The 26,491-nt window shown below is 70.6% G+C and carries 21 protein-coding genes and 1 pseudogene; 8 read left to right on the plus strand and 14 right to left on the minus strand.

The features are described from left to right. Nucleotides 1–32: 32 nt before the first annotated feature. From ACZ6YG_RS06090 to ACZ6YG_RS06110, 5 genes are all read right to left on the minus strand, one after another. Entirely contained in the window at nt 33–818 is a 786-nt protein-coding gene (locus ACZ6YG_RS06090; RefSeq protein ID WP_148032612.1) for an ABC transporter ATP-binding protein, read from the minus strand. Further along, nucleotides 815–1,747, minus strand: a complete 933-nt coding sequence (locus tag ACZ6YG_RS06095) for an ABC transporter ATP-binding protein (protein WP_148032611.1) — start codon at nt 1,745–1,747, stop codon at nt 815–817. The genes ACZ6YG_RS06090 and ACZ6YG_RS06095 overlap by 4 nt, the downstream gene beginning before the upstream one ends. Then, nucleotides 1,737–2,723, minus strand: a complete 987-nt coding sequence (locus ACZ6YG_RS06100) for a branched-chain amino acid ABC transporter permease (RefSeq protein ID WP_148032610.1) — start codon at nt 2,721–2,723, stop codon at nt 1,737–1,739. Before ACZ6YG_RS06100 ends, ACZ6YG_RS06095 begins: the two co-directional genes overlap by 11 nt. 10 nt (nt 2,724–2,733) lie before the next feature. Further along, a complete protein-coding gene (locus tag ACZ6YG_RS06105; RefSeq protein ID WP_261808660.1) occupies nt 2,734–3,885 on the minus strand; it encodes a branched-chain amino acid ABC transporter permease in 1,152 nt (383 codons plus the stop codon). A gap of 536 nt (nt 3,886–4,421) precedes the next feature. Next, nucleotides 4,422–4,835 carry a PaaI family thioesterase gene (locus ACZ6YG_RS06110; protein WP_372452401.1) on the minus strand — a complete coding sequence of 138 codons (414 nt, stop codon included), beginning with the start codon at nt 4,833–4,835 and terminating at the stop codon, nt 4,422–4,424. A 62-nt stretch (nt 4,836–4,897) separates the two neighbouring features. Here ACZ6YG_RS06110 and polA point away from each other — a divergent pair, with 62 nt between their 5' ends. From polA to coaE, 5 genes are all read left to right on the plus strand, one after another. Beyond that, a complete protein-coding gene (polA, locus tag ACZ6YG_RS06115; protein ID WP_466017345.1) occupies nt 4,898–7,588 on the plus strand; it encodes a DNA polymerase I in 2,691 nt (896 codons plus the stop codon). A gap of 110 nt (nt 7,589–7,698) precedes the next feature. Beyond that, nucleotides 7,699–8,796, plus strand: a complete 1,098-nt coding sequence (locus tag ACZ6YG_RS06120; protein ID WP_466017346.1) for a polysaccharide deacetylase family protein — start codon at nt 7,699–7,701, stop codon at nt 8,794–8,796. A gap of 203 nt (nt 8,797–8,999) precedes the next feature. Next, a complete protein-coding gene (gene rpsA, locus ACZ6YG_RS06125; protein ID WP_148032607.1) occupies nt 9,000–10,478 on the plus strand; it encodes a 30S ribosomal protein S1 in 1,479 nt (492 codons plus the stop codon). Nucleotides 10,479–10,668: 190 nt separating this feature from the next. Beyond that, a complete protein-coding gene (locus tag ACZ6YG_RS06130) occupies nt 10,669–11,115 on the plus strand; it encodes a GNAT family N-acetyltransferase (protein WP_261808659.1) in 447 nt (148 codons plus the stop codon). A gap of 20 nt (nt 11,116–11,135) precedes the next feature. Continuing rightward, nucleotides 11,136–11,738, plus strand: a complete 603-nt coding sequence (gene coaE, locus ACZ6YG_RS06135) for a dephospho-CoA kinase (protein WP_148032605.1) — start codon at nt 11,136–11,138, stop codon at nt 11,736–11,738. On the opposite strand, the gene ACZ6YG_RS06140 is transcribed toward coaE, so the two are convergent. Next, a complete protein-coding gene (locus ACZ6YG_RS06140) occupies nt 11,735–17,320 on the minus strand; it encodes a WD40 domain-containing protein (RefSeq protein WP_466017347.1) in 5,586 nt (1,861 codons plus the stop codon). The genes coaE and ACZ6YG_RS06140 overlap by 4 nt on opposite strands. 58 nt (nt 17,321–17,378) lie before the next feature. Between ACZ6YG_RS06140 and ACZ6YG_RS06145 the strand changes: the two genes are divergently transcribed. Both ACZ6YG_RS06145 and ACZ6YG_RS06150 read left to right on the plus strand, forming a co-directional pair. Next, nucleotides 17,379–18,551: an ArsB/NhaD family transporter gene (locus ACZ6YG_RS06145; RefSeq protein ID WP_261808658.1), complete on the plus strand. Its 1,173-nt coding sequence runs from the start codon at nt 17,379–17,381 to the stop codon at nt 18,549–18,551. Nucleotides 18,552–18,590: 39 nt separating this feature from the next. Beyond that, the gene (locus ACZ6YG_RS06150) at nt 18,591–19,034 is read left to right on the plus strand and encodes an MmpS family transport accessory protein (RefSeq protein WP_466017348.1); all 444 of its coding nucleotides are present in this window, start codon (nt 18,591–18,593) and stop codon (nt 19,032–19,034) included. Here the strand turns inward: ACZ6YG_RS06150 and ACZ6YG_RS06155 are convergent. The 5 genes from ACZ6YG_RS06155 to ACZ6YG_RS06175 form a co-directional block, all read right to left on the minus strand. After that, nucleotides 19,027–19,173 (minus strand): hypothetical protein, encoded by a 147-nt coding sequence (locus ACZ6YG_RS06155; RefSeq protein ID WP_187281245.1) that lies wholly within the window; start codon nt 19,171–19,173, stop codon nt 19,027–19,029. The two genes, ACZ6YG_RS06150 and ACZ6YG_RS06155, sit on opposite strands and share 8 nt — an antisense overlap. Continuing rightward, entirely contained in the window at nt 19,170–19,307 is a 138-nt protein-coding gene (locus tag ACZ6YG_RS06160) for a hypothetical protein (RefSeq protein WP_187281244.1), read from the minus strand. The genes ACZ6YG_RS06155 and ACZ6YG_RS06160 overlap by 4 nt, the downstream gene beginning before the upstream one ends. 98 nt (nt 19,308–19,405) lie before the next feature. Further along, nucleotides 19,406–20,206: an inositol monophosphatase family protein gene (locus ACZ6YG_RS06165; protein WP_466017349.1), complete on the minus strand. Its 801-nt coding sequence runs from the start codon at nt 20,204–20,206 to the stop codon at nt 19,406–19,408. A gap of 10 nt (nt 20,207–20,216) precedes the next feature. Continuing rightward, complete coding sequence (locus ACZ6YG_RS06170; protein ID WP_148032601.1) at nt 20,217–20,834, minus strand: hypothetical protein; 618 nt, start codon at nt 20,832–20,834, stop codon at nt 20,217–20,219. Then, nucleotides 20,831–21,892, minus strand: coding sequence for a hypothetical protein (locus ACZ6YG_RS06175; RefSeq protein ID WP_246639253.1), 1,062 nt, complete (start codon nt 21,890–21,892; stop codon nt 20,831–20,833). Before ACZ6YG_RS06175 ends, ACZ6YG_RS06170 begins: the two co-directional genes overlap by 4 nt. A 251-nt stretch (nt 21,893–22,143) precedes the next feature. Here ACZ6YG_RS06175 and ACZ6YG_RS06180 point away from each other — a divergent pair. Beyond that, nucleotides 22,144–22,812: pseudogene (locus tag ACZ6YG_RS06180) on the plus strand (class I SAM-dependent methyltransferase); the annotation flags it as partial. Here the strand turns inward: ACZ6YG_RS06180 and ACZ6YG_RS06185 are convergent. The 3 genes from ACZ6YG_RS06185 to ACZ6YG_RS06195 are packed head-to-tail and all read right to left on the minus strand — an operon-like array spanning nt 22,809 to nt 26,393. Further along, nucleotides 22,809–23,582: a sporulation protein gene (locus ACZ6YG_RS06185; protein ID WP_466017350.1), complete on the minus strand. Its 774-nt coding sequence runs from the start codon at nt 23,580–23,582 to the stop codon at nt 22,809–22,811. The pseudogene ACZ6YG_RS06180 and the gene ACZ6YG_RS06185 overlap by 4 nt on opposite strands. Before the next feature lie 10 nt (nt 23,583–23,592). Then, nucleotides 23,593–24,831 carry an SPFH domain-containing protein gene (locus ACZ6YG_RS06190; RefSeq protein WP_148032599.1) on the minus strand — a complete coding sequence of 413 codons (1,239 nt, stop codon included), beginning with the start codon at nt 24,829–24,831 and terminating at the stop codon, nt 23,593–23,595. Further along, a complete protein-coding gene (locus ACZ6YG_RS06195) occupies nt 24,828–26,393 on the minus strand; it encodes an SPFH domain-containing protein (RefSeq protein WP_148032598.1) in 1,566 nt (521 codons plus the stop codon). The genes ACZ6YG_RS06190 and ACZ6YG_RS06195 overlap by 4 nt, the downstream gene beginning before the upstream one ends. Nucleotides 26,394–26,491 lie beyond the last annotated feature (98 nt).

Consider the following 26,491-nt stretch of genomic DNA (forward strand, 5'->3'; position numbering starts at 1 on the left):
GGTGGAGCCCCTTCTCCGTTTCGTGCCGTGATCTACGCCCTGGCGAGGGTCCCGAGGTACAGCTCGATGACCTTGGGGTCGTCGGCGAGCTGGCGTCCGGTGCCGGTGTAGGCGTTGCGCCCCTGGTCGAGCACGTAGCCGCGGTGGCAGATCTGCAGGCAGCGCCGGGCGTTCTGCTCCACCATGATGATGGTGACGCCGGCCTTGTTGATCTGCTGGGCCTGGAGGAACACCAGGTCCTGCAGCTTGGGCGACAGGCCCGCCGACGGCTCGTCCAGCAGCAGCACCGACGGCTCGGTCATGAGCGCCCTGGCCATGGCCACCATCTGCCGCTCACCGCCCGACAGGGAGCCGGCGCGCTGCTTGCGCCGCTCCTTGAGCGCCGGGAACAGCTCGCAGACGAACTCGAAGCGCTCCTTGAACTTGGCGGGCGCCTGGAAGGCCCCCATCTCGAGGTTCTCCTCGATGGTCAGGCTGGGGAAGACGTTGTTGGTCTGCGGGACGTAGCCGACGCCGCGCGAGACCAACTGGTGCGCCTTCATGTTGGTGATGTCCTCACCCTTCAGCGTGACCGTGCCGCTGCGGATGTCGACCAGCCCGAACATGGCCTTGAGCAGCGTCGACTTGCCGGCCCCGTTGGGGCCGATGATGCCGATCAGCTCGCCGTCGCCCACGTACAGGTCGGAGCCGTTGAGGATGTTGACACCCGGCAGGTAGCCGGCGATCAGCTCGTCGCAGCGGAGCACGGCGTTCTCGGCGCCGCTGAGATGGTCGCTGCGGTCGGTGACGGCGGCCTTGGACTCGGGGACGGCGTTCACTTGCTCTCCTCCTGGATCTCGGCCTCGAGCGCCTCCTCGGCCTCATGGAGCTGCTCCTCCAGCTCGCTCTCCGAGAGCGGCGCGTCATGGTGGGCGCCCAGGTAGGCGTCGATGACCCGCTGGTCGGACATGATGGTGTCCGGCGGGCCCTCGGCGATGACGGCGCCCTGTGCCATGACGATGACCCAGTCGCTGATGTCGCGCACCATGTCCATGTCGTGCTCGACGAACAGCACGCTCATGCCCTGCTCGCGCAGGTCCTTGACGTGGCCGAGCAGCGACTGGGTGAGCGCCGGGTTGACGCCCGCCATGGGCTCGTCGAGCATGACCAGCTCGGGCTCGACCATGAGGGCGCGGGCCATCTCCAGCAGCTTGCGCTGGCCGCCGGAGAGCGAGCCGGCGAAGTCCTCGCGCTTGGCGTCGAGCTTGAACCTGGCCAGCAGTTCGTCGGCGCGGGCGGTGATCTGGTCCTCCTGGCCGCGCCAGGACCCGGGGATCAGCGCGCGCCAGAAGTTCTCGCCCTTCTGGCCCTGCGCGCCGAGCCTCATGTTCTCCAGCACGGTGAGCCGCGACAGAGCCTTGGTGAGCTGGAAGGTGCGGACCATGCCGGCGCGCGCGACCTTGTGGGCCGGCACGCCGTTCATCTTGCGCCCGTTGAACGTCCACTCGCCCGAGTCGGCGGTGTCGAAGCCGGTGAGCTGGTTGAAGAACGTGGTCTTGCCCGCGCCGTTGGGGCCGATGAGGGCGGTGATGGAGCCGCGCTGGACCTCCACGTGCCCGACGTCGACGGCCGTCAGGCCGCCGAAGCGGCGCACGACGTTGTCGACCACGAGGATCGGGTCGGGCTTGGCCACGCCCGGCTCGTGGGGGAGGTCCTTGAACGCGGCCAGCGCGGCGGCCTTGCGGTCGGTGGCGGTCTCAGCGTGCATTGATGGCCAGCTCCCTCTTGTCGCCGAAGATGCCTTGCGGGCGGTAGACGAGCAGGAGGATCAGCCCCAGTCCGACCAGCAGGAAGCGGAACGGGCCGACCTGCGTGATGTCCATGAAGGTGATGACTCCGGACTGCACCGCGCCGCTGAGGAGACCGTTGACGAGCACCAGCAGGACCCAGAAGATCGACGCGCCGACCACCGGGCCGAACACACGGGCGGCGCCGCCGAGGATGACGATCGTGTAGGCGAAGAACGTGGTCTCGGTGCCGAAGATGTCGGGCTGCACGGACCCGGTGGCGAGTCCGTAGACGAAGCCGCCCAGGCAGCCGAGCACGCCGCCGAGGATCAGCGACTGCATCTTGTAGGAGAACACGTTCTTGCCGAGGCTGCGCACGGCGTCCTCGTCCTCGCGGATGGCCTTGAGCACACGTCCCCACGGGCTCTTCATCAGCAGGAAGACGATGAGGCAGGCGATGGCGATCAGGACCCAGCCGACGGTGAGCACCCACATCTCGCGCTCGTTGAAGCTCAGCGGCCAGAACCCGTAGGTCCCCTCCGCGTAGGGGTTGATCTCGTAGAAGCCCTGTGAGAAGCCGCGCCGGCCGTCGGAGCCGCCGAAGACGCTCTTGAACTCCACGGAACGGAAGATGAGTCTGACGATCTCCGCCGCGGCGATGGTCACGATGGCCAGATAGTCGGCGCGCAGCCGCAGCGTGGGGATGCCCAGGAGGAAGGCCAGCAGGACCGCGGCGACCAGGCCGACGCCGATGCCGATCCAGAAGGGCAGCCCGATCACGGTGACGGTGACGGCCAGGCCGTAGCCGGCGACGGCCAGGAACGCCGACTGGCCGAAGTTGAGCAGGCCGGTGTAGCCGAAGTGGATGTTGATGCCGATGGCGGCGAGCGCGTACCACACCGTCTCGACGCCGATGGCGGCCTTGAGGGTGGTGGAGAGGATGATGTCCCAGTTCATGATTCCCCCGTCAGCCGATCCGCTCTCGGCGGCCGAGGATGCCCTGCGGCCGGAAGAGGAGCACGAGGATGAGCACGGCCAGCGCGCCGACGTTCTTGAGCTCCGGTGGTATCCACAGCGTCGAGACCTGGATGAACAGGCCGACGATGATCGAGCCGATGAGCGCGCCGAAGGCGGTGCCGAGGCCGCCGAGCGTGACGCCGGCGAAGATGAGGAGCAGCAGCTCCTGGCCCATCGTGAACTTCAGGTTCTGCGACAGGCCGAGCATGACGCCCGCGAGCGCCGCGATGGCGCCGCCGCCGGTCCAGATGATGCGGATGATCCGGTCGACGTTGATGCCCGAGGAGGCGGCCAGCGCCGGGTTGTCGGCGACCGCGCGGGCGGCCTTGCCGGTACGGGTGCGCAGCAGGGCGAACCCGACGGCGATGAGCACGATCAGCTCGATGCCCATCGAGATGAGGTTCTTCGGCGTGGCCGAGATGGGGCCGAGCTGGAGGCCGGCCTGGGCGTTGTACTGGGCGTACGCCTGGGTCTCGCCGCCGAACAGGATGAGGAACAGGTATCTCATGAACAGCGCCACGCCGATCGAGACGATCATCGCGGCGATGATGCCGGTGCCGCGCCTGCGCAGCTGGCCCCAGAAGAACCGGTCCTGCGCGTACCCGATCCCGCCGGCCAGCATGACCGCGATGACCGCGGCCGGGATGATGTGCAGGCCGAAGGGAACGTTCACAAGATAGGCGAGCAAGGCCCCCAGGGTGACCAGCTCGCCGTGGGCGAAGTTGGTCAGGCCGGTGGTGCCGTAGATGAGCGACAGGCCGAGCGCCGCCAGGGCGATGATCAGCCCCAGGTTGAAGCCTTCGAAAGTCAGCTGCGCCGCGCGCTGCCAGAACGCGCTGCCGCCGCCCTCGTCGGGCGCCGCCGCGCCGTCCGCGGCCTTGGCCTGCAGGGCGAACAAGACGGTGGTCGGGTTGCCTTCGTACACGGTCGGGGCGCGTTGGTTGTTGCCCCCCCGGATCGCCATGTTCTGCGGGAGCGTGGCGGCGTCCAGTGTGACCTTGTACTGGCCGGGTTCCTCGATCGGCACTTCCCACGTGCCCTGGGCGTTGCTGGTGACCTCCTGAACGGGTTGCCCGCTTTCGGTGGTAACCACGATCTTCACGCCGTTCACTGGCTGGCCTTGGAATGTGAGTGTTCCCCTGAGGCTCTGTTCCGGTGCGGCCGCATGGGCCGGGACGGTGAGCAGCAGGATGAGTCCACCCAGGAAGGCCGTGAACGCGATCACGGCTCTGCGCAATGGTGCTCCCTCAATTAGGTCAAGGCGGGGTTGTGCCCCTCCATCTCGACACGCGGGCATCGCAGGCACAACTGGGATGCTGTGGCGGGAGCTTATTTCGCGTACGCCCGGTTCAGTATCCTTCGTCACCATTTAGTGACATGTGTGTGTCACTCATGTGAGCAAACGAAGGTGGCAGGTCAGGGGCTAAATCGAGGGTTGCACCTGGCAGGTGAGAGTCACAGATTGCTAACGATCCGAGGGGGGAATGAAAGAGCCCGAGGGGCGGCCTTTGGGGCCATGCAAGGCTTTCCCCGGCCTCACCTGTTATCTACTCGGCCTCCCCGCGGGCTCTAGTGCACACAACCGTAGCGACCTGTGGGGGGCATGCGCAAAGGGCGGACAAAAGTCACGCAAAGGACTCAGGCGTCACGCAGCATGCATGTGAGGCGCGAGGTGCACACCCGCCGCCCGGCTTCGTCCGAGATCTCGATCTCGTAGCTGGCGAGCGTACGCCCGGCGTGCAGGGGAGTGGCGACGGCCGTGACGAACCCCGACGTCGCCGAGCGGTGATGGGTGGCGTTGATCTCGACGCCGACCGCGATCCTGCCGGGCCCGGCGTGCAGCGCCGCGCCGGTCGAGCCCACCGTCTCGGCCAGCACCACCGATGCGCCGCCGTGCAGCAGCCCGTACGGCTGCGTGTTGCCCTCCACCGGCATGCGGGCGACCACCCGCTCCGGCGTGGCCTCCAGGAACTCGATGCCCATGCGCTCGGCGAGCACGCCGGTCTTGTCACGGACGAAGGCGAGGCCGACCGCGGGATCGATCTGCGTCAAGGGGACGCCTCCAGTCTTTCCAGCTCGGGTTTTCTGTCGTAGTCGCAGACTAGGCTGCCTGTGTGCCGAAGAGTGAAGTGACCCCCAGCCGCCCGTGCCTGCTGCTGCTCGACGGGCATTCCCTGGCTTACCGCGCCTTTTACGCGCTCAAGGACGCCAACCTCATGACCACCGACGGTCAGCACACCGAGGCGGTCTACGGGTTCACGTCGATGTTGACCAACATCCTGCGCGACGAGCAGCCGACGCACATCGCGGTGGCCTTCGACCGCTCGGAGCCGACCTTCCGGCACGAGGAGTACGCCGCCTACAAGGCCAACAGGGCGGAGACGCCCGAAGACTTCCGCGGCCAGATGCAGCTCATCTACGAGCTGCTCGACATCCTGCGCATCCCGCGGCTGTCCAAGCCCGGCTTCGAGGCCGACGACCTCATCGCCACCCTGGCCACCCGCGCCTCCGCGGAGGGCATGAGCGTGCTCATCGTCACCGGCGACCGCGACGCGCTGCAGCTCGTCGACGACGACGTCACCGTGCTCATGACCCGGCGCGGCATCAGCGACATGACCCGCTTCACCCCCGAGGCGGTGCAGGAGAAGTACGGCCTCACCCCGCGGCAGTACCCCGACTTCGCCGCGCTGCGCGGCGACCCCAGCGACAACCTGGCCAGCATCCCCGGCGTCGGCGAGAAGACCGCCGCCAAGTGGGTGCGCGAGTACGGCTCGCTCACCGCGCTCGTCGACCGCGTCGACGAGGTCAAGGGCAAGGTCGGCGACAAGCTGCGCGAGCACGTCGCCCAGGTGCTGATGAACCGCCGGCTCACCGAGCTGCTGCGCGACGTCGTGGTCGAGGCCGAGCCCGCCGAGCTCAAGCAGGGCGCGTGGGACCGCGAGGAGCTCAACAAGCTGTTCGACACCCTCCAGATCCGCGGCGAGCTGCGCGAGCGCGTCTTCAAGACGCTCGGCACCGGCGAGCAGGAGCCCGACCAGGGCTTCGAGGTCGAGACCGTGATCCTCGGCCCCGACCGGGTGCCGGGCTGGCTGTCGGCCATGCCCGAGGGCCGCGCCGGCCTGGCCTTCAAGGGCTCCTACGGCAGCGGCACCGGCCGCGTCGACGCCATCGCCGTCGCCTCGCCCGACGGCACCGCCGCCCACCTCGACCCGGCCAAGCTCACCGAGGCCGACGAGGCGGCGCTGCGCGCCTGGCTGGCCGACGAGTCCAGGCCCAAGGCCGTCCACGACGCCAAGGGCCCGATCCTGGCCCTGTGGGCGCAGGGCCTCGACCTGCGCGGTCTCACCTGCGACACCGCGCTGGCGGCCTACCTCGCGATGCCGGGCCAGCGCACGTTCGCCCTCGAAGACCTGGCCAGGCGCTATCTCCACCGCGACCTGCGCGCCGAGGAGGAGCCCAGCGGCCAGGCCGCGCTGTTCGGCGACGACGAGGACGCCCCCGCCAAGGACCTCGCGCTGCGCGCCCACGCGGTGCGCGAGCTGGCCGACGCGCTGGAGGCCTTCCTGACCGGCCGCGGCGGCACCCAGCTGCTCACCGACGTCGAGTTGCCGCTGCTGACCGTGCTGGCCGAGCTGGAGCGGGCGGGCGTGGCCGTCGACCGCGACTACTTCACCGGCCTGGAGGCCGAGTTCGGCGCCGCGGTCAAGCACGCCGTCGAGGAGGCCCACCGGGTCGTCGGCGAGCAGTTCAACCTGGGCTCGCCCAAGCAGCTGCAGGAGATCCTGTTCACCAAGCTGGGCCTGCCCAAGACGAAGAAGATCAAGACCGGCTACAGCACCGACGCCGACCAGCTCGCCTGGCTGGCCACCCAGACCGACCACGAGCTGCCGGTCATCATGCTGCGCCACCGCGACCAGACCAAGCTCCGCACCACGGTCGAGGGCCTGATCAAGGAGATCGCCGACGACGGCCGCATCCACACCACGTTCAACCAGATCATCGCCGCGACCGGCCGCCTGTCGTCCGAGAAGCCCAACCTGCAGAACATCCCGATCCGCACCGCCGAGGGCCGCCGCATCCGGCAGGGCTTCGTCGTCGGCGAGGGCTACGAGACGCTGCTGACCGCCGACTACAGCCAGATCGAGCTGCGGATCATGGCCCACCTGTCGGGCGACGAGTCGCTGATCGCCGCCTTCGAGTCGGGCCACGACTTCCACCGGGCGACCGCCGCGCGGGTGTTCGACCTGTCGCCCGAGCAGATCGACGGCGAGCTGCGGGCGCGCATCAAGGCGATGAACTACGGCCTGGCCTACGGGCTGTCCGACTTCGGGCTGTCGGGGCAGCTCAACATCCCGGTGGCCGAGGCCCGGGCGCTCAAGGAGGAATACTTCCAGGAGTTCGGCGGCGTGCGCGACTTCCTGCAGGAGATCGTCCGCCAGGCCCGCACCAACGGCTACACCGAGACCATGATGGGCCGCCGCCGCTATCTGCCCGACCTGACCAGCGACAACCGCCAGCGCCGCGAGATGGCCGAGCGGATGGCGCTCAACGCCCCCATCCAGGGCTCGGCGGCCGACATCATCAAGGTCGCCATGCTCCACGTGCGCCAGGCGCTGCGCGAGGAGGGGCTGTCCTCGCGGATGCTGCTCCAGGTCCACGACGAGCTGGTGTTCGAGGTGGCGCCCGGCGAGCTGGAGACGCTCAGGCAGCTCGTCACCGACCAGATGAACGCCGCCTACCACCTCCGGGTGCCGCTGGAGGTGTCGATCGGCGTGGGCCGCACCTGGGAGGACGCCGGCCACTGACTCCTGCCGGGTTTGCCCTCTTTTGACCGGGTAACCCGTAGGGCTCAGAGGTCCGCGGTGGTTCTGGACTACTCTGTGGGTTCGATTTCCCCGAGCGGTACGGGAGTTCTGTGTGGTCCACATCGTTCCAGGCGCGCATCATCGGCTTGGCGAACGTCGTGGTCGTGGTGACGGCGATCATCGGGCTCCTGCTGATCTCCGGCGAGCCCGCACCGCCACCCGCGGCGTTACCCCAGCGTGCCACGCCCGCGCCCACCGCGCCCACCACAGCGGTCACCGAGGCGACGCCGCCGCCGGGAATCGTCGCCACGCCCGAGCTCGCCCGCGAGGTCAAGGCCAACGAGCTCGGTAAGATCCCGGTGATCATGTACCACCGGATCGTCAGGAAGCGGCAGGCGTCCATCGACCGCACCCCCGCCCAGTTCAGGAAGGAGCTGGACAAGCTCGCCCGGCAGGGGTACGTGCCGATCAGCGCCAGGGAGTTCGCCGCCGGCGACATCCGGGTGCCGGCCGGGAAGTTCCCCGTCGTGCTCACCTTCGACGACGGGCACCCCAGCCACTTCGGGCTCGACGCCCACGGCAACGTCAAACCCGACACGGCCGTGGCGATCATCCTGGAGACGGCGGCCAGATATCCGGACTTCCGGCCCGTGGCCACGTTCTGGATCAACCACACGCCGTTCGGCCTGCGGACCGAGCAGGAGCAGGCCGCGGCCGTGCGCTGGCTGGCCGGCAACGGGTTCGAGGTGGCCAACCACACCTGGGGCCACCCCAACCTCCGGGCCGTGCCCACGCGAACCGTCCGCAAGCAGCTCGCCAAGCTGGAGCGCCTGCTCGTCCGCCTGGGCGCCGGTCCGGCCAAGACCATGGCGCTGCCGTACGGGTCCATGCCGCGCAAGAAGAAGGCCGCGCGCTCCGGCGCGTGGGAGGGCACCCGATACGCCTTCGACGGGGTCTTCCTGGCCGGGGCGGAGCCGTCGCTTTCGCCGTACGCGAAAAAATTCGATCGTGGCGCGATCCAGCGGATCCAGAGCAACGGCAAGAAGGGAGAATGCCGCAAGTGGTGCTCGCAGCACTGGCTGGAGTGGCTGGACAAGCATCCCCGTGAGCGGTACGTGTCCGACGGCGACCCCGGGCGGATCTCCGTCCCGGCCCGACTTAGGGGTAATATCGGGGCCAAGCGCGGTCTCCTGATCAACAGCTACTAGATGTGGCGAATGTCCTGGCCGGATTGACCCCGCCGCTCTGGTCTCATATGCTGATCGCTGCGCTGTGGGCTCGCGCGCGCCTCAGACGGAGCGGGCTCGCGCTCGGTCTCGTCGATGTCGTAATTCCTCGGCTTGATGCGGAAGAGGGCCTGCCGCGCGTCCGCCACATCGACATCCTGTCCGCGTTCGGAGCAATTCCACACATGACGTCCAGCACTGAGGCCACCTCGAGCACCCCGCAGGTAGCGGTCAACGACATCGGGTCCGAGGAAGCCTTCCTCGCCGCGATCGACGAGACCATCAAGTACTTCAACGACGGCGACATCGTCGAGGGCACCGTCGTCAAGGTCGATCGAGACGAGGTCCTTCTCGATATCGGCTACAAGACCGAGGGAGTCATCCCCTCGCGTGAGCTTTCGATCAAGCACGATGTCGATCCGGCTGACGTCGTGGAGGTCGGCGAACACGTCGAAGCCCTCGTTCTCCAGAAGGAGGACAAGGAGGGCCGCCTGATCCTGTCCAAGAAGCGTGCTCAGTACGAGCGCGCCTGGGGCACGATCGAGAAGATCAAGGACGAGGACGGCATCGTCACCGGCACCGTCATCGAGGTCGTCAAGGGTGGTCTCATCCTCGACATCGGCCTCCGCGGCTTCCTCCCGGCGTCCCTCGTCGAGATGCGCCGTGTCCGCGATCTGCAGCCGTACGTCGGCCGCGAACTCGAAGCCAAGATCATCGAGCTCGACAAGAACCGCAACAACGTGGTCCTGTCGCGCCGTGCCTGGCTGGAGCAGACGCAGTCCGAGGTTCGCCAGACGTTCCTCAACACCCTCCAGAAGGGCCAGGTCCGCAAGGGCGTCGTGTCCTCGATCGTCAACTTCGGCGCCTTCGTCGATCTCGGCGGCGTTGACGGTCTGGTCCACGTGTCCGAGCTGTCCTGGAAGCACATCGACCACCCGTCCGAGGTCGTCGAGGTCGGCCAGGAGGTCACGGTCGAGGTCCTGGACGTCGACATGGAGCGCGAGCGCGTCTCCCTGTCGCTCAAGGCGACCCAGGAAGACCCGTGGCAGCAGTTCGCCCGCACCCACCAGATCGGCCAGGTCGTGCCGGGCCGCGTCACCAAGCTGGTGCCGTTCGGCGCGTTCGTCCGGGTCGAGGAGGGCATCGAGGGCCTGGTCCACATCTCCGAGCTGGCCGAGCGCCACGTGGAGATCCCGGAGCAGGTCGTCCAGGTCGGCGACGAGATCTTCGTGAAGATCATCGACATCGACCTCGACCGTCGCCGCATCAGCCTGTCGCTGAAGCAGGCCAACGAGGGCGTCGGCGCCGAGGTCGAGTTCGACCCGACCCTCTACGGCATGGCGGCCACCTACGACGACCAGGGCAACTACATCTACCCCGAGGGCTTCGACCCGGAGACCGGGGAGTGGCTGGAGGGCTTCGACAAGCAGCGTGAGGAGTGGGAGCGGCAGTACGCCGAGGCCCAGACGCGCTACGAGGCCCACCGCAAGCAGATCGAGGAGGCTCGCAAGGCCGAGGCCGAGGCGGGCGAAGCGGCTCCCACGTCCTACGGCGAGCCGCAGGGTCAGCAGGGCGGCGGCCAGTCGGCCCCGGCCGGCGGCGCCCTCGCCTCCGACGAGGCGCTGGCGGCCCTCCGCGAGAAGCTCGCGGGCGGCCAGAGCTGATCTCCTGGTAGCACGTCACCGAGAAGGCCCCGCACGGCATCGTGCGGGGCCTTCTCGCGTGCGGACGCCGAGATCGCCCTGACGGCGGCGAGGAGGCTCCCCGGCCCCTTCCTCGGAGGACGTGCCGTCCGGGCGTCACGGGAGCTTTCAGGGGCGTGGGGAGGGCGGCGACGCGTGTAGGGTGCTCGGCGTGGAGATCCAGCGGGCCAGGGCGGAGGACGCCGGCGAGATCCTGACCCTCCAGCGCGCGGCCTACGTGAGCGAGGCCCAACTCTACGGTGACCCGTACATCCCGCCGCTGGTGGAGTCCGTCCAGCAGGTCCGCAAGGCCATCGAGACCGGCCTCGCGCTCAAGGCCGTCGAGGCCGGGCGGATCGTCGGCGCGGTGCGCGGCGCCCTGTCGGGCACCACCTGCCTGGTGGGCCGGCTCGTCGTGGCGCCCGACCGGCAGGGGGAAGGGCTGGGGACGGCCCTGCTGCGGGCGCTGCACGACGAGGTCCCGGAGGCGACGGCGTTCGACCTCTACACCGGCCACCTGTCGGAGGGCAACCTGCGCCTCTACCGCCGCCTGGGCTACCGCGAGACCCGCCGCGAGCGCATGGACGATCACCTCACCCTCGTCCACCTGAGGCGCTGACCCACCGGTAGGCTGCCGCTGTGCTGAAGATTGGGCTCACCGGCGGCATCGGTTCGGGCAAGAGCGAGGTGTCCAAGAGGCTGTCCGCCAGGGGCGCCGTGGTCATCGACGCCGACAAGATCGCCCGCGAGGTGGTCGAGCCGGGCACCCCCGGCCTGGCCCGGGTGGTGGCGACGTTCGGCGAGGAGGTGCTCCGCCCCGACGGCTCGCTCGACAGGGAGAAGCTCGGCTCGATCGTCTTCGCCGACCAGGAGAAGCTCGCCGCGCTCAACGCGATCGTGCATCCCCTGGTGGGGGAGCGGGTCGCCCGGCTGCAGAGCGAGGCGCCCGACGACGCGATCGTGGTCTACGACGTGCCGCTGCTGGCCGAGAACGGCCTGGCGGGCATGTACGACGTGGTCATCGTGGTCGACGCGGCCGACGAGGTGCGCATCGCCCGTCTGGCCGACCACCGCGGCATGGCCGAGCACGACGCGAAGGCCCGCATCGCCGCCCAGGCGAGCCGCGAGGACCGGCTGGCCGTGGCCGACGTCGTGATCCCCAACGAGGGATCGCTCGACGACCTGGACGCCCGGGCCGACGAGGTCTGGGCCGAGCTGCTGGAGCGCGCCGCCCGGGGTTAGAACGGCGAGTCCAGCGGCACCTGGCGCACCCCCGGCAGGTAGGCGTCCAGCTCTCCCAGCTCGAACCTCGACATGCCGACGACGTGCCAGAACTGCCCCGCCGTCTCTCCGTGCACCTTGTAGCGCCCGTCGGGGGCGAGCGCCGCCCAGCCCTCCGGCAGCCCGAGCAGCGTCACCAGCCGCTCCGCGCCCTGCCACAGGATGACCGCCCCGTCGTCGCCCGCCGTGGCCAGCAGGTCGGAGACCGGGCTGAAGGCCACCGACCAGACCCGCCGCGCGTGCCCTTCCAGCCGGTGCAGCAGCCGCCCCGACTCCGCGTCCCACACCCGCACGGTCAGGTCGTCGCCGCCGGTCGCCAGCCGCTCTCCGGACGCGTCGAAGGCGACGCTCCACAGCCGGCCCCGGCCGCCGTCGAGGGTGTGCCGCAGCAGCGGATGCCACGGCTGGCCCGGCCGTAGCTCCCACACCAGGGCCCGGCCGTCGTTGCCGGCGCTCGCCAGCAGGCGGCCCGACGACGAGAACGCCACCGCGTACACCCGGTCGGTGTGCCCGTCGAGGGTGGCCACCCGGCCGCCGGACTCCACGTGCCAGATCCGTACGCGACGGTCGTCGCACCCGGTGGCGACGTAGCGGCCGTCGGGGCTGAAGGCGATCGAGCGGACCCGGCCGCGGTGGTCGGCCAGGTTGGTGACCAGCCGGCCCGTGGAGCGCCACCAGACGCGCACGCTGTCGTCGTCGTTGGCAGTCGCCAGCATGGTGCCGTCGGGGCTGAACGCCTCGGCCCACACGTGGTCGGTCTCGGTGTTCAGCTCGCGCTCGTACTCGTGGGTCGTCACGTTCCAGAAGTGCACGCCGCCGTCGTTGCTGGAGGCGGCGAGCAGCGGGCCCGCGGGGGAGAACAGCGCGGAGATGAGCCGGTCGGAGGTGCCGGTGAACTCGGTCAGCTTCCGCCCGGTGCGCGGCTCCCAGATGCGGACCACGCCGTCGTTGCCGCTGGTGGCCAGCATCGTGCCGTCGGCGCTGAACCGTACGGAGGTGATGCGCCTGCCATGGCCGCGCAGCACCCGCTGGCACTTGCCGGACACCGGGTCCCACAGCCGCACGGTGCCGTCGTTGCTGCTGGTGGCGAGCTGCCCGCCGTCGGGCCGCCACGCGAACGGCCACACCGAGCTGCGGTGGCCGGTCAGCTCGGTGCGGTGCGGGCCGCCCACGGTCTGCAGCCGGACCACGCCGCCGGAATCGCCGGTGGCGAGCGTGTGCCCGTCGGGTGAGAACGCCACCTGGTAGACGGCCGCCGCGTGGGTGGTGTGCAGGCCGCGGAACTCGCCGGACGTCTCCCACAGCCGCACGTCGCCCGAGGTGTCGCCGGTGGCCACCAGCGAACCGTCGGGGGAGAACGTGACGCAGTAGATGCTGCCCCGGTGGCCGGTGAGCGCGTGCCGCCGCTCCCACGTGCGGGTGTCCCACAGCCGCAGCGTGCCCGCCTCGTCGCCGGTGGCCAGCAGCGCGCCGCCGGGGGCGTGCACGGCGCGGTAGACGCCGCCGCGGTGCCCGTCGAGCGTCGTGACGAGCTCTCCGGACGTGAGGTCCCACACCCGGACCACGCCGGCCGAGTCGCCCGTCACCAGCGCCGACCCGCCGAACGAGGCCGTGTAGACCGGGGCCTGGTGGCCGGCCAGCAGGTGGACGGGCTCGCCCGTCGCGGTGTCCCACACCCGGACCACGCCGTCGCCGCCGCCCACCGCCAGCAGTTCGCCCGTCGGGCTGAGCCGCACCGGCCAGGCGCCGTCGGAGTGACCGGTCAGCGTGCGCAGCCGCTCACCGGTCAGCGCGTCCCACAACACCACGGTGCCGTCGCTCGCGCCGCTCGCCAGCAGGCCGCCGGCGAACGAGACCGCGTACACCCGCCCGGAGTGTCCCTGCAGCGTGCGCACCGGCAGCCCGCCGACGCACAGCAGCACCCCGCCGTCGTCGTGGCCGATCGCGATCGTCGCGCCGTCGGGGCTGTAGGCGATCGGCTCGGGCAGCCGGCTGGTCTGGAAGTGATAGCCGTACGGGACCCCGATCTCGGCAGGCGCCAGCTGGGTCTCCACCGGCTGGCCGGGCACCACGGCGGCGCCCGGCAGGCGCGGGAGCGTGCCGCGCACGTCGATCAGCGCGGCCCGGTGCCAGCGGGCGCCGGACACGGCCGCGTCGCTCAGGTCGGTCCTGGCCAGCCGCGCCCCCGACAGGTCGGCGCCCGTCAGATCGGCGCCGGCGAGCACCGCGCCGTCCAGCCTGGCCCCGACCAGGCGGGCGTCGCGCAGCACCGCCCTGGACAGGTTGGTGCCGGCCAGCGTCGCTTCGGTCAGGTCGGCGCCGGTCAGATCGACCTCCCGCAGGTCTCTGGCCGACAGGTCCTCGCCCTTGAGGTTCGCGCCGCGCAGGTCGGCCCTGGCGGGGGTGCGCAGCCGGGCGGCGATCTTGACGGCGTTCGCCCTGGCCACGTCGTCGGCGGGCGGGTCGGCGACCCACGCGCGCAGCGCCCGCACGTCGGCCAGGTCGCACAGGAACTCCACGGTCAGCGCCGACAGCGGCCGCCGCGACAGCACCGCCGGCGCCTCCAGCGTCGCCGCGACGTGCCGGGCGATCAGCCACTCCATCACCGAGGCGTGGATGAACCCGAACATGCCCTCCTCGGTGCGGACCATCAGGCTGCCCGACCCCATCGCGTACGCGGTGTGCGCGGGGGTGAGCTGGCCGCCCGCCAGGTCGGCCAGCGTTTCGGCGATCTCGGTCAGCTCCTCGACGCCGAGCAGCGACTCGCCGGTCTCCCACAGCCGCAGCGCCAGCGCCGTCACCGCCTGCCACAGCTCGTCCTTGGTCAGCGCCGCCGCCGAGCCGGGCATCCTGGCCCGGTGCTCCTCGAAGGCCAGCCACGCCTCCAGGATCTGCTCGTACAGCAGCGCCGGGCTGATCGTGTGGCGGGCCTCGGCGACCGTGCGCAGCCGCTCGGCGTCGAGGTCGGCGATGAAGGTGAGCATGCGCGGGTTCCTGGCCAGCGCCAGCAGGTCCTCGATGCCCTCCATCAGCGACATGCGGGCGGCCGCCTCGTCCTCGCGGGCGAACCGGTTGTGCAGGTAGGAGCGGATCTGGTCGCGGGTGAAGTTCTCCAGCCCGAGCACCCGCCGCTGCGGCAGCACGCCCACCATCTCGCCGAGCGAGGTCAGCACCTGGCTGTGCGACTTGAAGTGTTGCGTGCGGCTGGCGACCACGATCTTCGCCTTGTCCTCCGCCGCGGCCAGCAGCGTCGCCAGGTGGTCGGCCGCCCGGTCGTAGGTGAGCCGGGTGACCAGCTCGTCGAACCCGTCGAACAGCAGCACGATCCGCCCCTGGCGCAGCAGGTAGCGGAACGCCTTCAGGTCGATGACCTCCTCGCCGTGGTTGGCCAGGTGGGCCGCCACCAGCCCGTCGACCGAGTGGGACTTGTCCAGGGCGCGCAGCTCGATGAGGATCGGCGTCAGGTGGGGCAGCTCGGCCGGGATGCGCCGGGCCAGCTCGCGCAGCGCGAACGTCTTGCCGTGGCCGAAGTCGCCGAGCAGCAGCAGGAACCGGCCGTGGTCGGCCGACAGCAGCCGCATCAGCTCGTCGGTCAGGCCCGGCCTGACCTGGCCGCCCGGCCGGTCGAGCTCGCGGTAGCGCTGCGGCACGTACAGATCGGGCGGGTAGCGGCGGTCGGTGGTCAGCCTGGCCGTCTGCTCGGCCACGTAACCGGACAGGTCGAGCAGGCCCTGGAACTCGGTGAAGCTGCGCAGCCGCACCCCGCGCCGCATCAGGTCCTCACGCAGCGCGCGTGGCGGGGGCGGCCCCTGGTAGACCAGCTCCGCCGCCAGCTCCGTGGCGTGCGCCTGCCGCACGAAGGCCGTCGCGTCCTCGGCCGTCAGGTCGCCGACGTGGGCGCCGATCATCGTCTGCCGGACGAACCCGTCCTCAGGATGGGTGACCACCAGGTGGTCGCGCAGCCGGCGGATCCTGGCCCGCTCGTGCCTGGCCTCGCACACCTCGGTGATCCGGTCGAGCAGCAGGTCGACCGGGCTCGGCTGGCGCCCGTCGGGCTGTCCGCGCCCGGCGGGCGGGGCGGGCAGCCGCGCGGGGGGCGTCTCGCCCGCGAACGTGGCGCGGGCGGCCCGCCAGGCCCTCGGGGACCGTTCCGGCTCGCCGCCGTCGGGCAGCCACATCCTGACGCCGCCGGAGGTGATCTCCACGACGTGGTGGCGGCCGGAGCGCGGCGCGGCGATTGCCAGCTCGCCCCCCTGCCCGCCGCTCTGGAAGAGCAGGTTGAGCCGGTGCGCCAGCAGCCGGTCGTACGCGGGCGCGTCGTGCAGCGCGTCGGGCGGATGGCCCAGCACGCCGAGCCGCAGCCACGCCCGCTCCTCGTAGGGGCGCAGCCGCTCGGCGAACCAGGCCGCCTGCGCCTCGCCCAGCATCGCGTACGCGTCGCGCTCGAGATGACTCATGGCCATGGTCGAGTTGAGCCCGGCCACCACCACCTTCAGATCGGGCACCTCGAACAGGGTCCACGGCTGCCCGCCGTCGAACACCCGGTCGTCCAGCCCCTGGTAGACCTCCTCGAACAGGCCGGCGAAGTGGCGCCACTTCGGCCAGTAGGGCGGCTGGGGGCGCACGTCGTCGGCCTCGCACGTCATGAAGTAGGCGCTGGCCGCGGCCTTCGTCACGTCGCGCGGCCCCGGCACGATGACCAGCCGGTGCGGCTCCAGCCCGATCAGCATCCGCAGGTCGGTGACGAACCGGGTGGCCTGCCCGAACTGGCCGAGGGTGCCCGACTCCGTCAGGTCGCCGCTGACCACCATCAGGTCGGGCCGCGGCATCCCCCGGTCGTACATGGAGGTCAGGTCGGCCCAGATGCGCGCCTGCATGTCTTCCGGCGTGAACGGCTCACCGGGGTCGGGCAGCGCCCGGCCGAAGCGCGGACCGCCGATGTGGAGCACGCTGACGGACTCGCGCGCCGGATGCGGGCCCGTGGCGGGCGGGAACTTCGGCGCCGACACCGGCGTGCGGCGCGCCCTGGACCGCTCGCCGGGCGGCGGCAGCGAGGGCACGGGGCCGGCGACCGTCCTCGTGCCGGTGGGGAACGCCGGCGCGGCCTCCGGCTTGGCCCGGCCCGCCAGCGCCTCGCGCACCCGTCCGAGCAGCAGCGCCCTGGCCTGCCCCGCGTCGGTGACGCCCAGCAGGTCGACCCAGGTGATCGTGGACAGCAGCCCTTCGAGCCGCACGTCCTCCAGCCGGATCGTGATCAGCTTGTTGGACGGGTTGTCGGGATCGGCGCGGAGCGCCGCCTGCCACTCCATCCGCCCGTAGCGCGAGCTCAGGTAGTTGCGCGAGAGCACGGCCACGACCAGCCCGGCCTCGCTGACCCCGCGGTCCATGAAGTCGATGAAGTTGGTGCCGGGCACGAAGTCCCATGCCTGGATCATCGTCCGGTAGCCGGCCGCCTCCAGCTCCCAGGCGATCCAGGTGGCCCACGCCGTGTCGGCGGGGGAGTAGCTGACGAAGATCTGGGTCGGCCTGCCGTCACGCGCCATCCGTCCAGTATCACGCGTGGGATCGGCCTTTCGCAGCCCGTGTGCGATCATCGTCCTCGTGTTGCGTCGTCTTGGCGTGCTCGACTGGATCAGGATCGGGCTGCTCGCGCTCGGCCTGCTCTTCGTGGCGACCGGCCTGCTCCCGCTGCCCGACGCCGCCGAGAGCCTGGCGGAGATCGGGCCGCTGCTGGTCTTCCTGGTCGGCATCATCGTGCTCGCCGAGCTGACCAAGGAGGCCCAGGTCTTCGACGCCATCGCGGCCAGGGTGGCGGTGCTCGGCCGCGGGAACTACGTCGCGCTCTTCCTGCTCTGCACTGCCTTCGCGTCATTTATCACGATATTTTTGAATCTCGATACGACTGCCGTCCTCCTCACCCCCGTCATGCTCGCCCTGGCGTCCCGGGCCCGCATCGCCGCCCTGCCGCTGGCCATGACGACCATCTGGTTCGCCAACACCGCGAGCCTGCTGCTGCCGGTGTCCAACCTGACCAACCTGCTCGCCATGGACGAGATCGGGCTGTCGCCGCTGGAGTTCGCCGCCCGCATGTGGGCGCCCCAGCTCGTCTCGATCGTGGTGACGATGGCGTTCCTGTGGGCGTTCTTCTGGCGCCGCGGCGAGCGGCGTGAGCTGCGCTACACCCCGCCCGTGCTGCAGCCGGTCGGCGACCGCGTGCTGTTCGGCGCCGCCTCGGCCGCGTGCCTGCTGTTCATCGTGGCCCTGCTGGCCCGGGTGGAGGTCGGCGTCGCCGCGGTCGCCGCGGCGCTGGTCGTGGTGGTCGCCTTCGCCGTGCGCGACCGCGCCCGGCTCACCTGGGGGCTGGTGCCCTGGCAACTGCTCGTCTTCGTGACCGGGCTGTTCCTGGTGGTGCCCACGCTGAGCCGCTACGGGCTGGCCGACCTGATGAACTGGCTGCTCGGCACGGACCGCGACCCGTACAGGACAGCCGCCGTCGGCGCCGGCCTGTCCAACGTCATCAACAACCTGCCCGCGTACAAGGCCGTGGAGGAGGTCATCCCGCCCGGCGACCGCGGCCAGCTGTTCGCCCTGCTCGTCGGCACCAACGTGGGGCCGGTGATCACGCCGTGGGCGTCGCTGGCCACGCTGCTCTGGTTCGAGTCGTGCCGCCGCCACGGCCTGCGGGTGCCGATGCGCCGCTTCCTGCTCACCGGGGCCGGTCTGGCCGTCGTCGGGCTGGTCACCACCACGTGGGCGCTGGTGACTTTCGGATAGTCCCGAACGAGCCGTCAAGGGTTCGCGACAATGGGCGCCATGCCCGAATCACGAAAGATGACCATCGCAGCGCTCGCCATGATCATGGCGCTGGCGGGTTGCGGCGGCGCCACCGACACCGCCGCCCCCTCGGAAGCGGCGCCCTCCACGGCGTCCGCCGACACCCTCCCGGCCACGGACGACGCCTCCGCCCTGGCGGTGCGCCAGGTCAAGCTGGAAGTGCTCGGCAAGGGCACCTCCGCCCAGCCGATCGTCTACCACCTCGACACGAACGGCACCGAGAACGACGCGGACCTGCCCTGGTCGAAGACCGCCGAGATCGAGCTGACCGCCGCCGAGCAGAAGGCCGGCCGGCTGATCACCCTCGTGTCAGGGTCCGTACGGGACGCGAACGGCCAGTTCCAGCCCGCCGCCTGCCGGATCACCGTGGACGGCGAGAAGGTCGCCTCCGGCAAGGGCACGTGCGAGCACCTGCTCAAGTAGTGCGCCGGAGCTTCACCGGCCGGGGAGGGCGGCGGCGCCTGCGGCGCTCGTCCTCCTCCGGAACCTGCTCCGACGGGCGCGGCCCCACCACGACCGCGAACCACGGATGGGCCCAGTCCTTCCCCCGCTCATTGGTCATGCCGTCACCAGCCGATTCCGGAAGGCGGCCGCACGGATCCGCTCGGGGGTGAAGGCGTCGGACGGTTGCGCAGCGGAGGCGAAGAGCACCCGCGCCGGCTCGCTTACGGTCACATCGGTCAGCATGGTCGCCATGGTGATCTCTCCTTTCCCTCCGGTGCCGCTTCCAAGCACCCTCTTCATCGACATCGACGGCAGACGGAAGTCATCGACCTTCCCACCTCGCCGGATGGTCAGCTGACAAGGGCCAGCAGGCCCGGCAGGGCCTTGGGGTGCGCGGCCACGAAACTACGATCTCCGGCGCCGCCGTCGATGCTCTCCTCGAACGGCCCGCCGTCGAGCGCCCGGATCTCGATGCCCGCCTCCTGGGCGATCAGCGCCCCGGCCGGCAGATCGATCGCCTCCGCGCGGTAGCCGACGATGCCGTCGATGTCGCCACGGGCGAGCATCACCCACTGCAGCAACGGGGCCCACAGCTGCAGCACTCGTCTGGCGCTCAGCTCCAGGGCCGACTTCAGCAGGCACGCTCTGGCGTCTTGCCTGCTCACAGCATACCCCTGGGTCCAAGCCAGGAGCGGCCCGTGCGGAGAGGGCCGGTAGGACGCCGACAGCCGCGACCCCGACGGGGCCAGCGCGCCGCGGCCCTGGATCGCCGACCACGTCCGCGCCGTCACCGGGTCGTGCACCACGCCGAGCACCGGCCGGCCGGCCCGGCACAGCGCCAGCCCGACCACGTAGGCGGGCAGGCCGATGGCCACGTTGTTGGTGCCGTCGAGCGGGTCGACCAGCCACGTCCACTCGCCGCCCGCGGCGCCCAGCAGGCCCGACTCCTCGGCGATCACCGAGTGTGACGGGAACGCCGTCAGGATCCGGCCGGCCAGGAGCTCCTCCGACGCCAGGTCGAGATCGGTGACCACGTCGCCGGCGTCGCCCTTCTGGCGCACTCCGACCGCGCCCCGGGTGCCCTCCAGGAGCAGCGCCCCCGCGGCCTCGGCGGCCTCGACGGCGACCGCGCGGGCGTGATCCAGATCCATCGGGAACCCCTCAGCTCAGGTGGGCGGCTATCAGTCGGACGGCCAGCGCCGTCTCCGCGGTGTCGAGCGCCTGCCTCGGCACGTGGTGGCCGCCCGTGCGGAGCGGGCCGAGCGACAGGTCGCGGCTGCCCGGACGGCTCCGGCCGAGCGCGATCGTGGCGGTCTCCCCGCCCTCGGGGACGACGCTGCTGTGGAAGCGTCCGGACGGCAGCGTGTAGGTGTCGCCGGGCCCGAACACCTCCACCAGGCCCGTCTCGTGACGGACGGTGCGCGGGGTGGGGGAGATGCGGTCGCCGCCCGGCCCGCTGACGACCTCGAACACCCGGTGCGTGGCGTCGTGACCCGCGTCGGTCACCACGGCGTGCACGTTGCGCACCTGGCCGTAGAGGACGTGGCTGACCAGATCCCAGCTGTGGCAGTGGATCTGCGAGGTGGTGCTGCGCGCGGGCGCCAGCGAGTCGGACCACAGATGGATACATACCCCCTCGCCGCCGTCGCGCTCCAGCGGCAGGCAGACGAATCCGAGCGGGTGGCGCACGCCGCGCAGACCGTCACCGGAGATCGCCGCCAGAGCCCAGGCCCTGGCTTCGCCGCGCGCGAGCCGCTGGAAGACGCCGCCGTAGCTCATGGGACCGCCGTCTCCCGCAGCGGCTCGCCATAGGGGTCGACCGCGCGCAGCGCCTTGCGGGCGATGTCGACGACGTCGCGGCCGTTGTAGGTCTTGGGCAACGGCACGCCGATCCGCTCGAACAGGTCCTGCACCTCCTCGATCGTGGGCTCGTCGCCGAGCTGCACGCTCCGGTACTTGTCCAGCGGGACCCGGCGCGCCTGCTCGAAGCTGAGCCGCAGCTCGGTGTCGCAGTTCTCGTAGTAGAAGGTGCCGGCCAGCGCCGTCATCGCGCGGTTCGGGTCCTCGACCGTCATGATCAGGCGGCTGCTGGACAGGTCCCAGCGGAACGTGGTCATCGTCGACGACAGGCCCACCCCGATGTCGAGCAGCCCGTAACGCTGCCGGTGCCAGAACGCCGCCAGGATGGTCGCGTACGACTCCTTCCTGACCCGGTCGGTGGTCCACCGCTCGCCGGTGCCGTCGGGCAGGTCGGACAGCGACCGCCGGTAATGCGCGTACGTCTCGCAGACCTCGACGTCGGCCGGGTCGATCACCTCGATGCGCACGGTCAGGTGGCGCTTGTCGCGGCGGGCGGCCGCCACGCACGCGGGCAGGGTGACGGCGCGCAGGTAGGTGCCGGTGCCGCCCTTGAAGCTCCACCGCGTGGTGTCCTCGCGCGCCTCGGCGTGCGCCTGCGCGATCTCCTGCGAGCTGCCCAGCACCCGGACGAGCTGCAGCGCGTCCAGCGCCTTGCGGGTACGGTCGACCAGCGACTCGATCTGCTCCAGCCGGTCGAGCCTGGTCGGCAGCCGGCCGAGCACGTCGGAGGTGATGGCCTCCATCGGCGCCTGGCGGGCCCGGTCGCGCAGCAGCGCGGTGGCCACCAGCGCCAGGATCACCAGCGTCGCGGCGCTGACGAGCTGCGTCTGCACGGTGGCGCCGTTGTCGCCGAAGATCTCGTCGGGCATGATACCGAGCACGCCCACCACGACGGCCAGCAGCAACGCGATGGCGACGTCGGCGTTCTGGACCGCCCACGGCGCGATCCGTTTCAACGCCCCCACGAACCGTGCCATCGCTGCCCCGTCCGACGAACAGTCAGTCCCGCCGTCATGGTAACGACGCTGCCAGGCCAGGGGCTAGCACAGGGAAAGCGCGTCCCCCGTACCGTTGAGGATCAACGGCCATGACCATCGACCCGGAGACCCTCTGTGTTCAACGGCGATCCTTCGGATCGCGGCTCAGTCGCTGAGATCCGGTGTCTTCCCTCGTCGTTCGGTCGCTTCGCTCCCTCTCTCCTCAGTCCTGACACCGGCGCTCCTTCGCACAGCCGGCTCCCGCCAGGGTTCTCGACGTGGGGGGCGGTACGGGCGTGCACGCGGAGTGGCTGGCCGCCGACGGCTACGACGTGGAGCTGATCGACCCGGTGCCGCTGCACGTGGCGCGGGCCGAGCGGCTGCCTGGGGTCACCGCGCGGCTGGGCGACGCCCGCGCGCTGCCCGCGCCGGACGGCGGGGCCGACGCGGTGGTGCTTCTCGGGCCGCTCTACCACCTGACCGAGCGCTACGACCGGGTGCGGGCGCTGGCCGAGGCGCGCCGGGCGGTGCGGCCCGGTGGGGTGGTGGTGGCGGCGTTCATCAGCCGTTTCTCCGGGTTGCACGACGGGTTCGCCCGCGGCTTCGCGCTGCGGCCGGAGCATCTGGCGGCCGAGTACCACGCCGCGGACACCGGGCTCATGGTGTCCCCTCGGGAGGGCGGGTTCCGGGGCTTCTTCCACGACCCCGACGAGATCATCGGGGAGTTCGCCGACGCCGGGCTCGCCGAGCCCGTCCGGTACGGGCTGGAGGGCGCGTTCTGGCTGTACGGCGACATCGACGTGTGGCTGGACGACGAAGGGCGGCGCGAGCTGCTGCTCGACGCCGCCCGTCGGCTCGAATCGGTGCCGTCACTGCTGGGCGTGAGCGGCCACCTGCTGGCGGTGGCCAGGAAGGGCTAGAACCAGCCGCGCCTGCGCGCCATTGACTCCAGGCCGCGCTGGAGGGCCTGGTCGACGCCCGCAGGGTGCTCGTCGTAGCGGACGGTGAAGCGGTTGTAGGTGTCCTGGCCGGCACGCAGGAAGCCGTCGCGCTGGTCGGCCTCCAGGATGACGTCCATCTGCCGCGGGCCGGCGATGAACGTCAGCTCCAGCTCGTTGAAGTGGCGCCGCCACGAGCCGCCCGCGTAGTACTCGATCTCCTGGAAGAACGGCATCGTCGACCCGTGCAGCGTGCCCCGCTCCAGGTCGGCCTTCTTGAACCGGAAGCCGAGCCGGTCCAGCGCGGCGAGCACGTGGTCCTGGGCCGGGAGCGGGTTGACGAACAGCGGGTCCAGGTCGCCCTTGTCGAGTGCGCCGGCGAGCGCGAGCTCGGTGTGCACGCCGAGCCGCATGCCGTGCAGCGGGTGGCCGCCGATCGCGCTGATCGGCGTCTCCCACGGCACCAGGAGCTCGAACGGCTGCCGGTGCTCGGCCTTGGCCGCCAGCTGCAGCGGGCCCGATACCTGCTGGCGCAGGAAACTGTAGGTCGTCTTGTACTCGCTGTCGCCGGACTCGACCTCCACCACGGCCGTCAGGTCGACGGTGATGGCCTCCACCTTGTAGTCGGAGCCGCCGCCGCGGAAGTGGACCACCCCGCGCAGCGGTTCGCCGGGGCGGACGCTGGCGTTCGACAGGACCGTGTCTACCTCGACGCCCGCGCCGAACGCGGCCATCAGCTTGCGGAACACCATGGGGGTTCTCCTATGTGGTGGGTGGTTGTGCCCCGAGGCTCCTGCCGTTGGCCGAGATCCGGGGGAGCAACTGGGCCAGCAGAAGCGTGGACAACGCGGAGTCGCCGCCGCCCTGCTGGGTGCGGACCACCAGCGGCTGCGGGGCCTTCTCCGCGAGGGTGGCGCCCACGTCGAGGCGCCTGCGGGCGAGCTCGTACTGGAGCACGGCCCGGTTGTCGCGGTAGGAGTCGGCCAGCCGGCGCAGCGCCTTGGCCTCGTTCTCGGCGGCGGTCAGCTCGGCGCGGCCGCGTGCCTCGATCTCCCAGCGCACCCGCTGCGCCTCGGTCTCCTGCTCCTCCAGCATCCGGGCCACGTCCTTGCGCGCCGTGTTGTGCGCGGCCTTGACCTCGACCACGCGGGCGTCGCGGGTCTTCTTGGCCCGCTCGATCTCCATGAGCAGGGTGTCGATGCGGCGCTTGCGGGTCAGCTCCCACTCGCGCTCGTACGCCTGCAGCTCCTTGGCCACCTTCTCGCGGGTGGACAGGTGCTGCTGGTACTGATCGGGCAGCTGCACGTCGGGGATGTTGGCGCCGGTGACGCGCACCCCGTAGCGGCCGAGCTGGCGGTTGAGCGCGTCCTGCATGTCGCCCACGTCCGAGCCGCGCAGGTCGTAGGCCCGCTCGGTGTTCACCCTGCGGCTGCGCTGCCGGATCGCGTCCTGCACGGCGCTGGACAGCACCAGGTCGAAGTTGCCGGCGCCGATCGTACGGACGAACGCCACCGGGTCCACGATGCGGAACTTCAGGAAGAACTCGATCGACTTCAGCGGCACGTTCTCCGCCGTCGGGCAGGCCACGATCGGTGCCGAGTACGGGATCTCGGTCGAGGTGTCGACGACCGCGTCCACCCGGTCCCAGGGCAGCCAGAGGTAATGCCGGCCGGGAGGCAGCGTGGAGACGATCGCGCCCCAGCGGCTGCGCACCCCGGTGGTGCCCTCCTCGATCTCGATGATCGCCCGCCGCCACATCGTGAGCAGCGCGACGACCAGGAAGAACAGCGCGGCCAGCGCGGCGAGGACGGTCCAGTCCGTCAGCACCGCCATGCCGGCGAAGTAGACGGCCAGGAAGATCAGGATCATCCAGCTGAAGCCGCGCCGGTCCTTGGGGATGACGACGGGCACGAGCTGGCCCTGCTCGCCGCCGCGCAGCAGCTGGCGGATCTCCGACCAGGACGCCAGCGACTCCTTGATCTTCGAGAACTCGCGGCTCATCGCTCGACCTCCGTGGTGATCTCCAGGTCCGGGGCTTCCGTGACCTCGTCGGCGACCCGCTTCAGCAGCGCGTTGATCTCCGCCTCACGACCGGACACGCGGGTGCCGATCTGCTGCAGCCTGACGCGGATGGCGGCCATGTCCTCGGGCGTGAACAGCACCGCCTCCTTGCCGCCGACCAGGCTCTGGGCCAGCTGGAGGAAGTCGATGTCGCTCTGCTCGCCGACGTGCACCACCTGCGGCAGCCGGTTCGCGACCGACTCCAGCTTGTCCAGCAGGTCCTGCTGGAAGCGGTAGTCGAGGATCTCCGGCGCCTCGGCCGCGCTCAGCGCCCGGATGTCCAGCGCCTGCGCCTCCAGCAGCGCCGAGTTGGCCTTGGCCTCGGACTCGGCCTCGACCAGGCGCTGCCTGGCCTGAGCGGTGGCCTGGTGGGTGGCCCGCTCCAGCGCGGTGTCCATCCGCGCCTGGTAGCCGGCGATCTCAGCCTGGATGGCGCTCAGCGTCTCCTGCAGCCCGGCCAGCTCCTTGACCAGGTCGCCCTCGTTCTGCTCCTTGCGCAGGTTGAGCTCGTACTCGTAGGTGTAGGCCTCCTTGGCCACCCGGACCATCTCGGGGGCGGCCAGGTCCATGCGGTACTCCTGGCTGGAGGGCTCGGCGTGGGTGATGTTCACGTCCGTGAGCCGCACCGCGGGCAGGAACTGCTGGTTCAGGCTGTCGAGCATGCCGTGCGTGCTCTCTCCGACCAGGTCGTAGATCTCCTCGGCGCGCTGGGCGTAGATGAGGGAACGGGTGACCTCGCTGATGGCGTTCTGGAGCTTGGACTGGAAGCCGCTCACCGAGCCGAGCACGAAGATGAACTCGGCCGGGTTCTCGATCCTGAACTGCAGGAACAGGTCGACGCTGGCCTTGACGCCCTGCTGGGTCGGCGCCTCGCTGATGGGCGCGTTGAAGGGGTACTCGCGGGTGGTGTTGACGATGTAGCTGACCCGCTTCCACGGGTTGAACAGCGTCACCCGGCCCGGGTCGGCGATGTGCACCAGCTTGCCGAACTGGGTGATCAGCGCCTTGCAGCCCTCCGGCACCATCACCACGCTGCGCCGCCACCACAGGAACGCCGCGGCCAGGACCAGGACCACCCAGTAGTGGGGGCCGAAGAACAGGTCGGTGTTCGGGATGACGTTGCCGAGCGCGCCGATCAGGCCGAGCGCCACCAGGATGACCAGGGGGACGACGACCTTGGCGGTGCCGCTCTTGGGGATCACCACGGGCGAGATGACGTGCATGCCGTTCTCGGCGAAGCTGCGGTTGACGATCTCGCCGGCCTCGTTGAGCGAGGCGGTGCGCGCCTCGATCAGCGTGCCGACCGACACGCCGCCGTCACGGGCGGCGGCGAAGTCGTGCGGGTTGAGCGCGAACCCCTGGACCTGGTTGGTGTATTGCCCGGACTGCTGGACGACCTGGCCCATGGCCTGTCCGACAGCCTGACGTACGTTTCCACCTTGGGCGACCGCTTGGGCTACGCCCTGGCCCGCCTGCCTCAGGGCCTCTCTGGGTCGTGACATGAAACCTTCCTCTTCCGCTACAAGCGAATTCAGACCGTATCGGGTGAGGCTTGCCATCTGCTTGCAAAGCGGTGTCGTACGTCTATTGCCAGAAGTAG

This window comes from Nonomuraea sp. NPDC054003 (assembly GCF_055585125.1).

Coding starts and splice junctions, on each gene's coding strand:
- ACZ6YG_RS06095 (WP_148032611.1), bottom strand. CDS start 1,747: ATGCACGCTGAGACCGCCACCGACCGCAAGGCCGCCGCGCTGGCCGCG.
- ACZ6YG_RS06100 (WP_148032610.1), bottom strand. CDS start 2,723: ATGAACTGGGACATCATCCTCTCCACCACCCTCAAGGCCGCCATCGGC.
- rpsA (WP_148032607.1), top strand. CDS start 9,000: ATGACGTCCAGCACTGAGGCCACCTCGAGCACCCCGCAGGTAGCGGTC.
- ACZ6YG_RS06140 (WP_466017347.1), bottom strand. CDS start 17,320: ATGGCGCGTGACGGCAGGCCGACCCAGATCTTCGTCAGCTACTCCCCC.
- ACZ6YG_RS06150 (WP_466017348.1), top strand. CDS start 18,591: ATGCCCGAATCACGAAAGATGACCATCGCAGCGCTCGCCATGATCATG.
- ACZ6YG_RS06155 (WP_187281245.1), bottom strand. CDS start 19,173: ATGACCAATGAGCGGGGGAAGGACTGGGCCCATCCGTGGTTCGCGGTC.
- ACZ6YG_RS06160 (WP_187281244.1), bottom strand. CDS start 19,307: ATGGCGACCATGCTGACCGATGTGACCGTAAGCGAGCCGGCGCGGGTG.
- ACZ6YG_RS06165 (WP_466017349.1), bottom strand. CDS start 20,206: ATGGATCTGGATCACGCCCGCGCGGTCGCCGTCGAGGCCGCCGAGGCC.
- ACZ6YG_RS06170 (WP_148032601.1), bottom strand. CDS start 20,834: ATGAGCTACGGCGGCGTCTTCCAGCGGCTCGCGCGCGGCGAAGCCAGG.
- ACZ6YG_RS06175 (WP_246639253.1), bottom strand. CDS start 21,892: ATGGCACGGTTCGTGGGGGCGTTGAAACGGATCGCGCCGTGGGCGGTC.
- ACZ6YG_RS06185 (WP_466017350.1), bottom strand. CDS start 23,582: ATGGTGTTCCGCAAGCTGATGGCCGCGTTCGGCGCGGGCGTCGAGGTA.
- ACZ6YG_RS06190 (WP_148032599.1), bottom strand. CDS start 24,831: ATGAGCCGCGAGTTCTCGAAGATCAAGGAGTCGCTGGCGTCCTGGTCG.
- ACZ6YG_RS06195 (WP_148032598.1), bottom strand. CDS start 26,393: ATGTCACGACCCAGAGAGGCCCTGAGGCAGGCGGGCCAGGGCGTAGCC.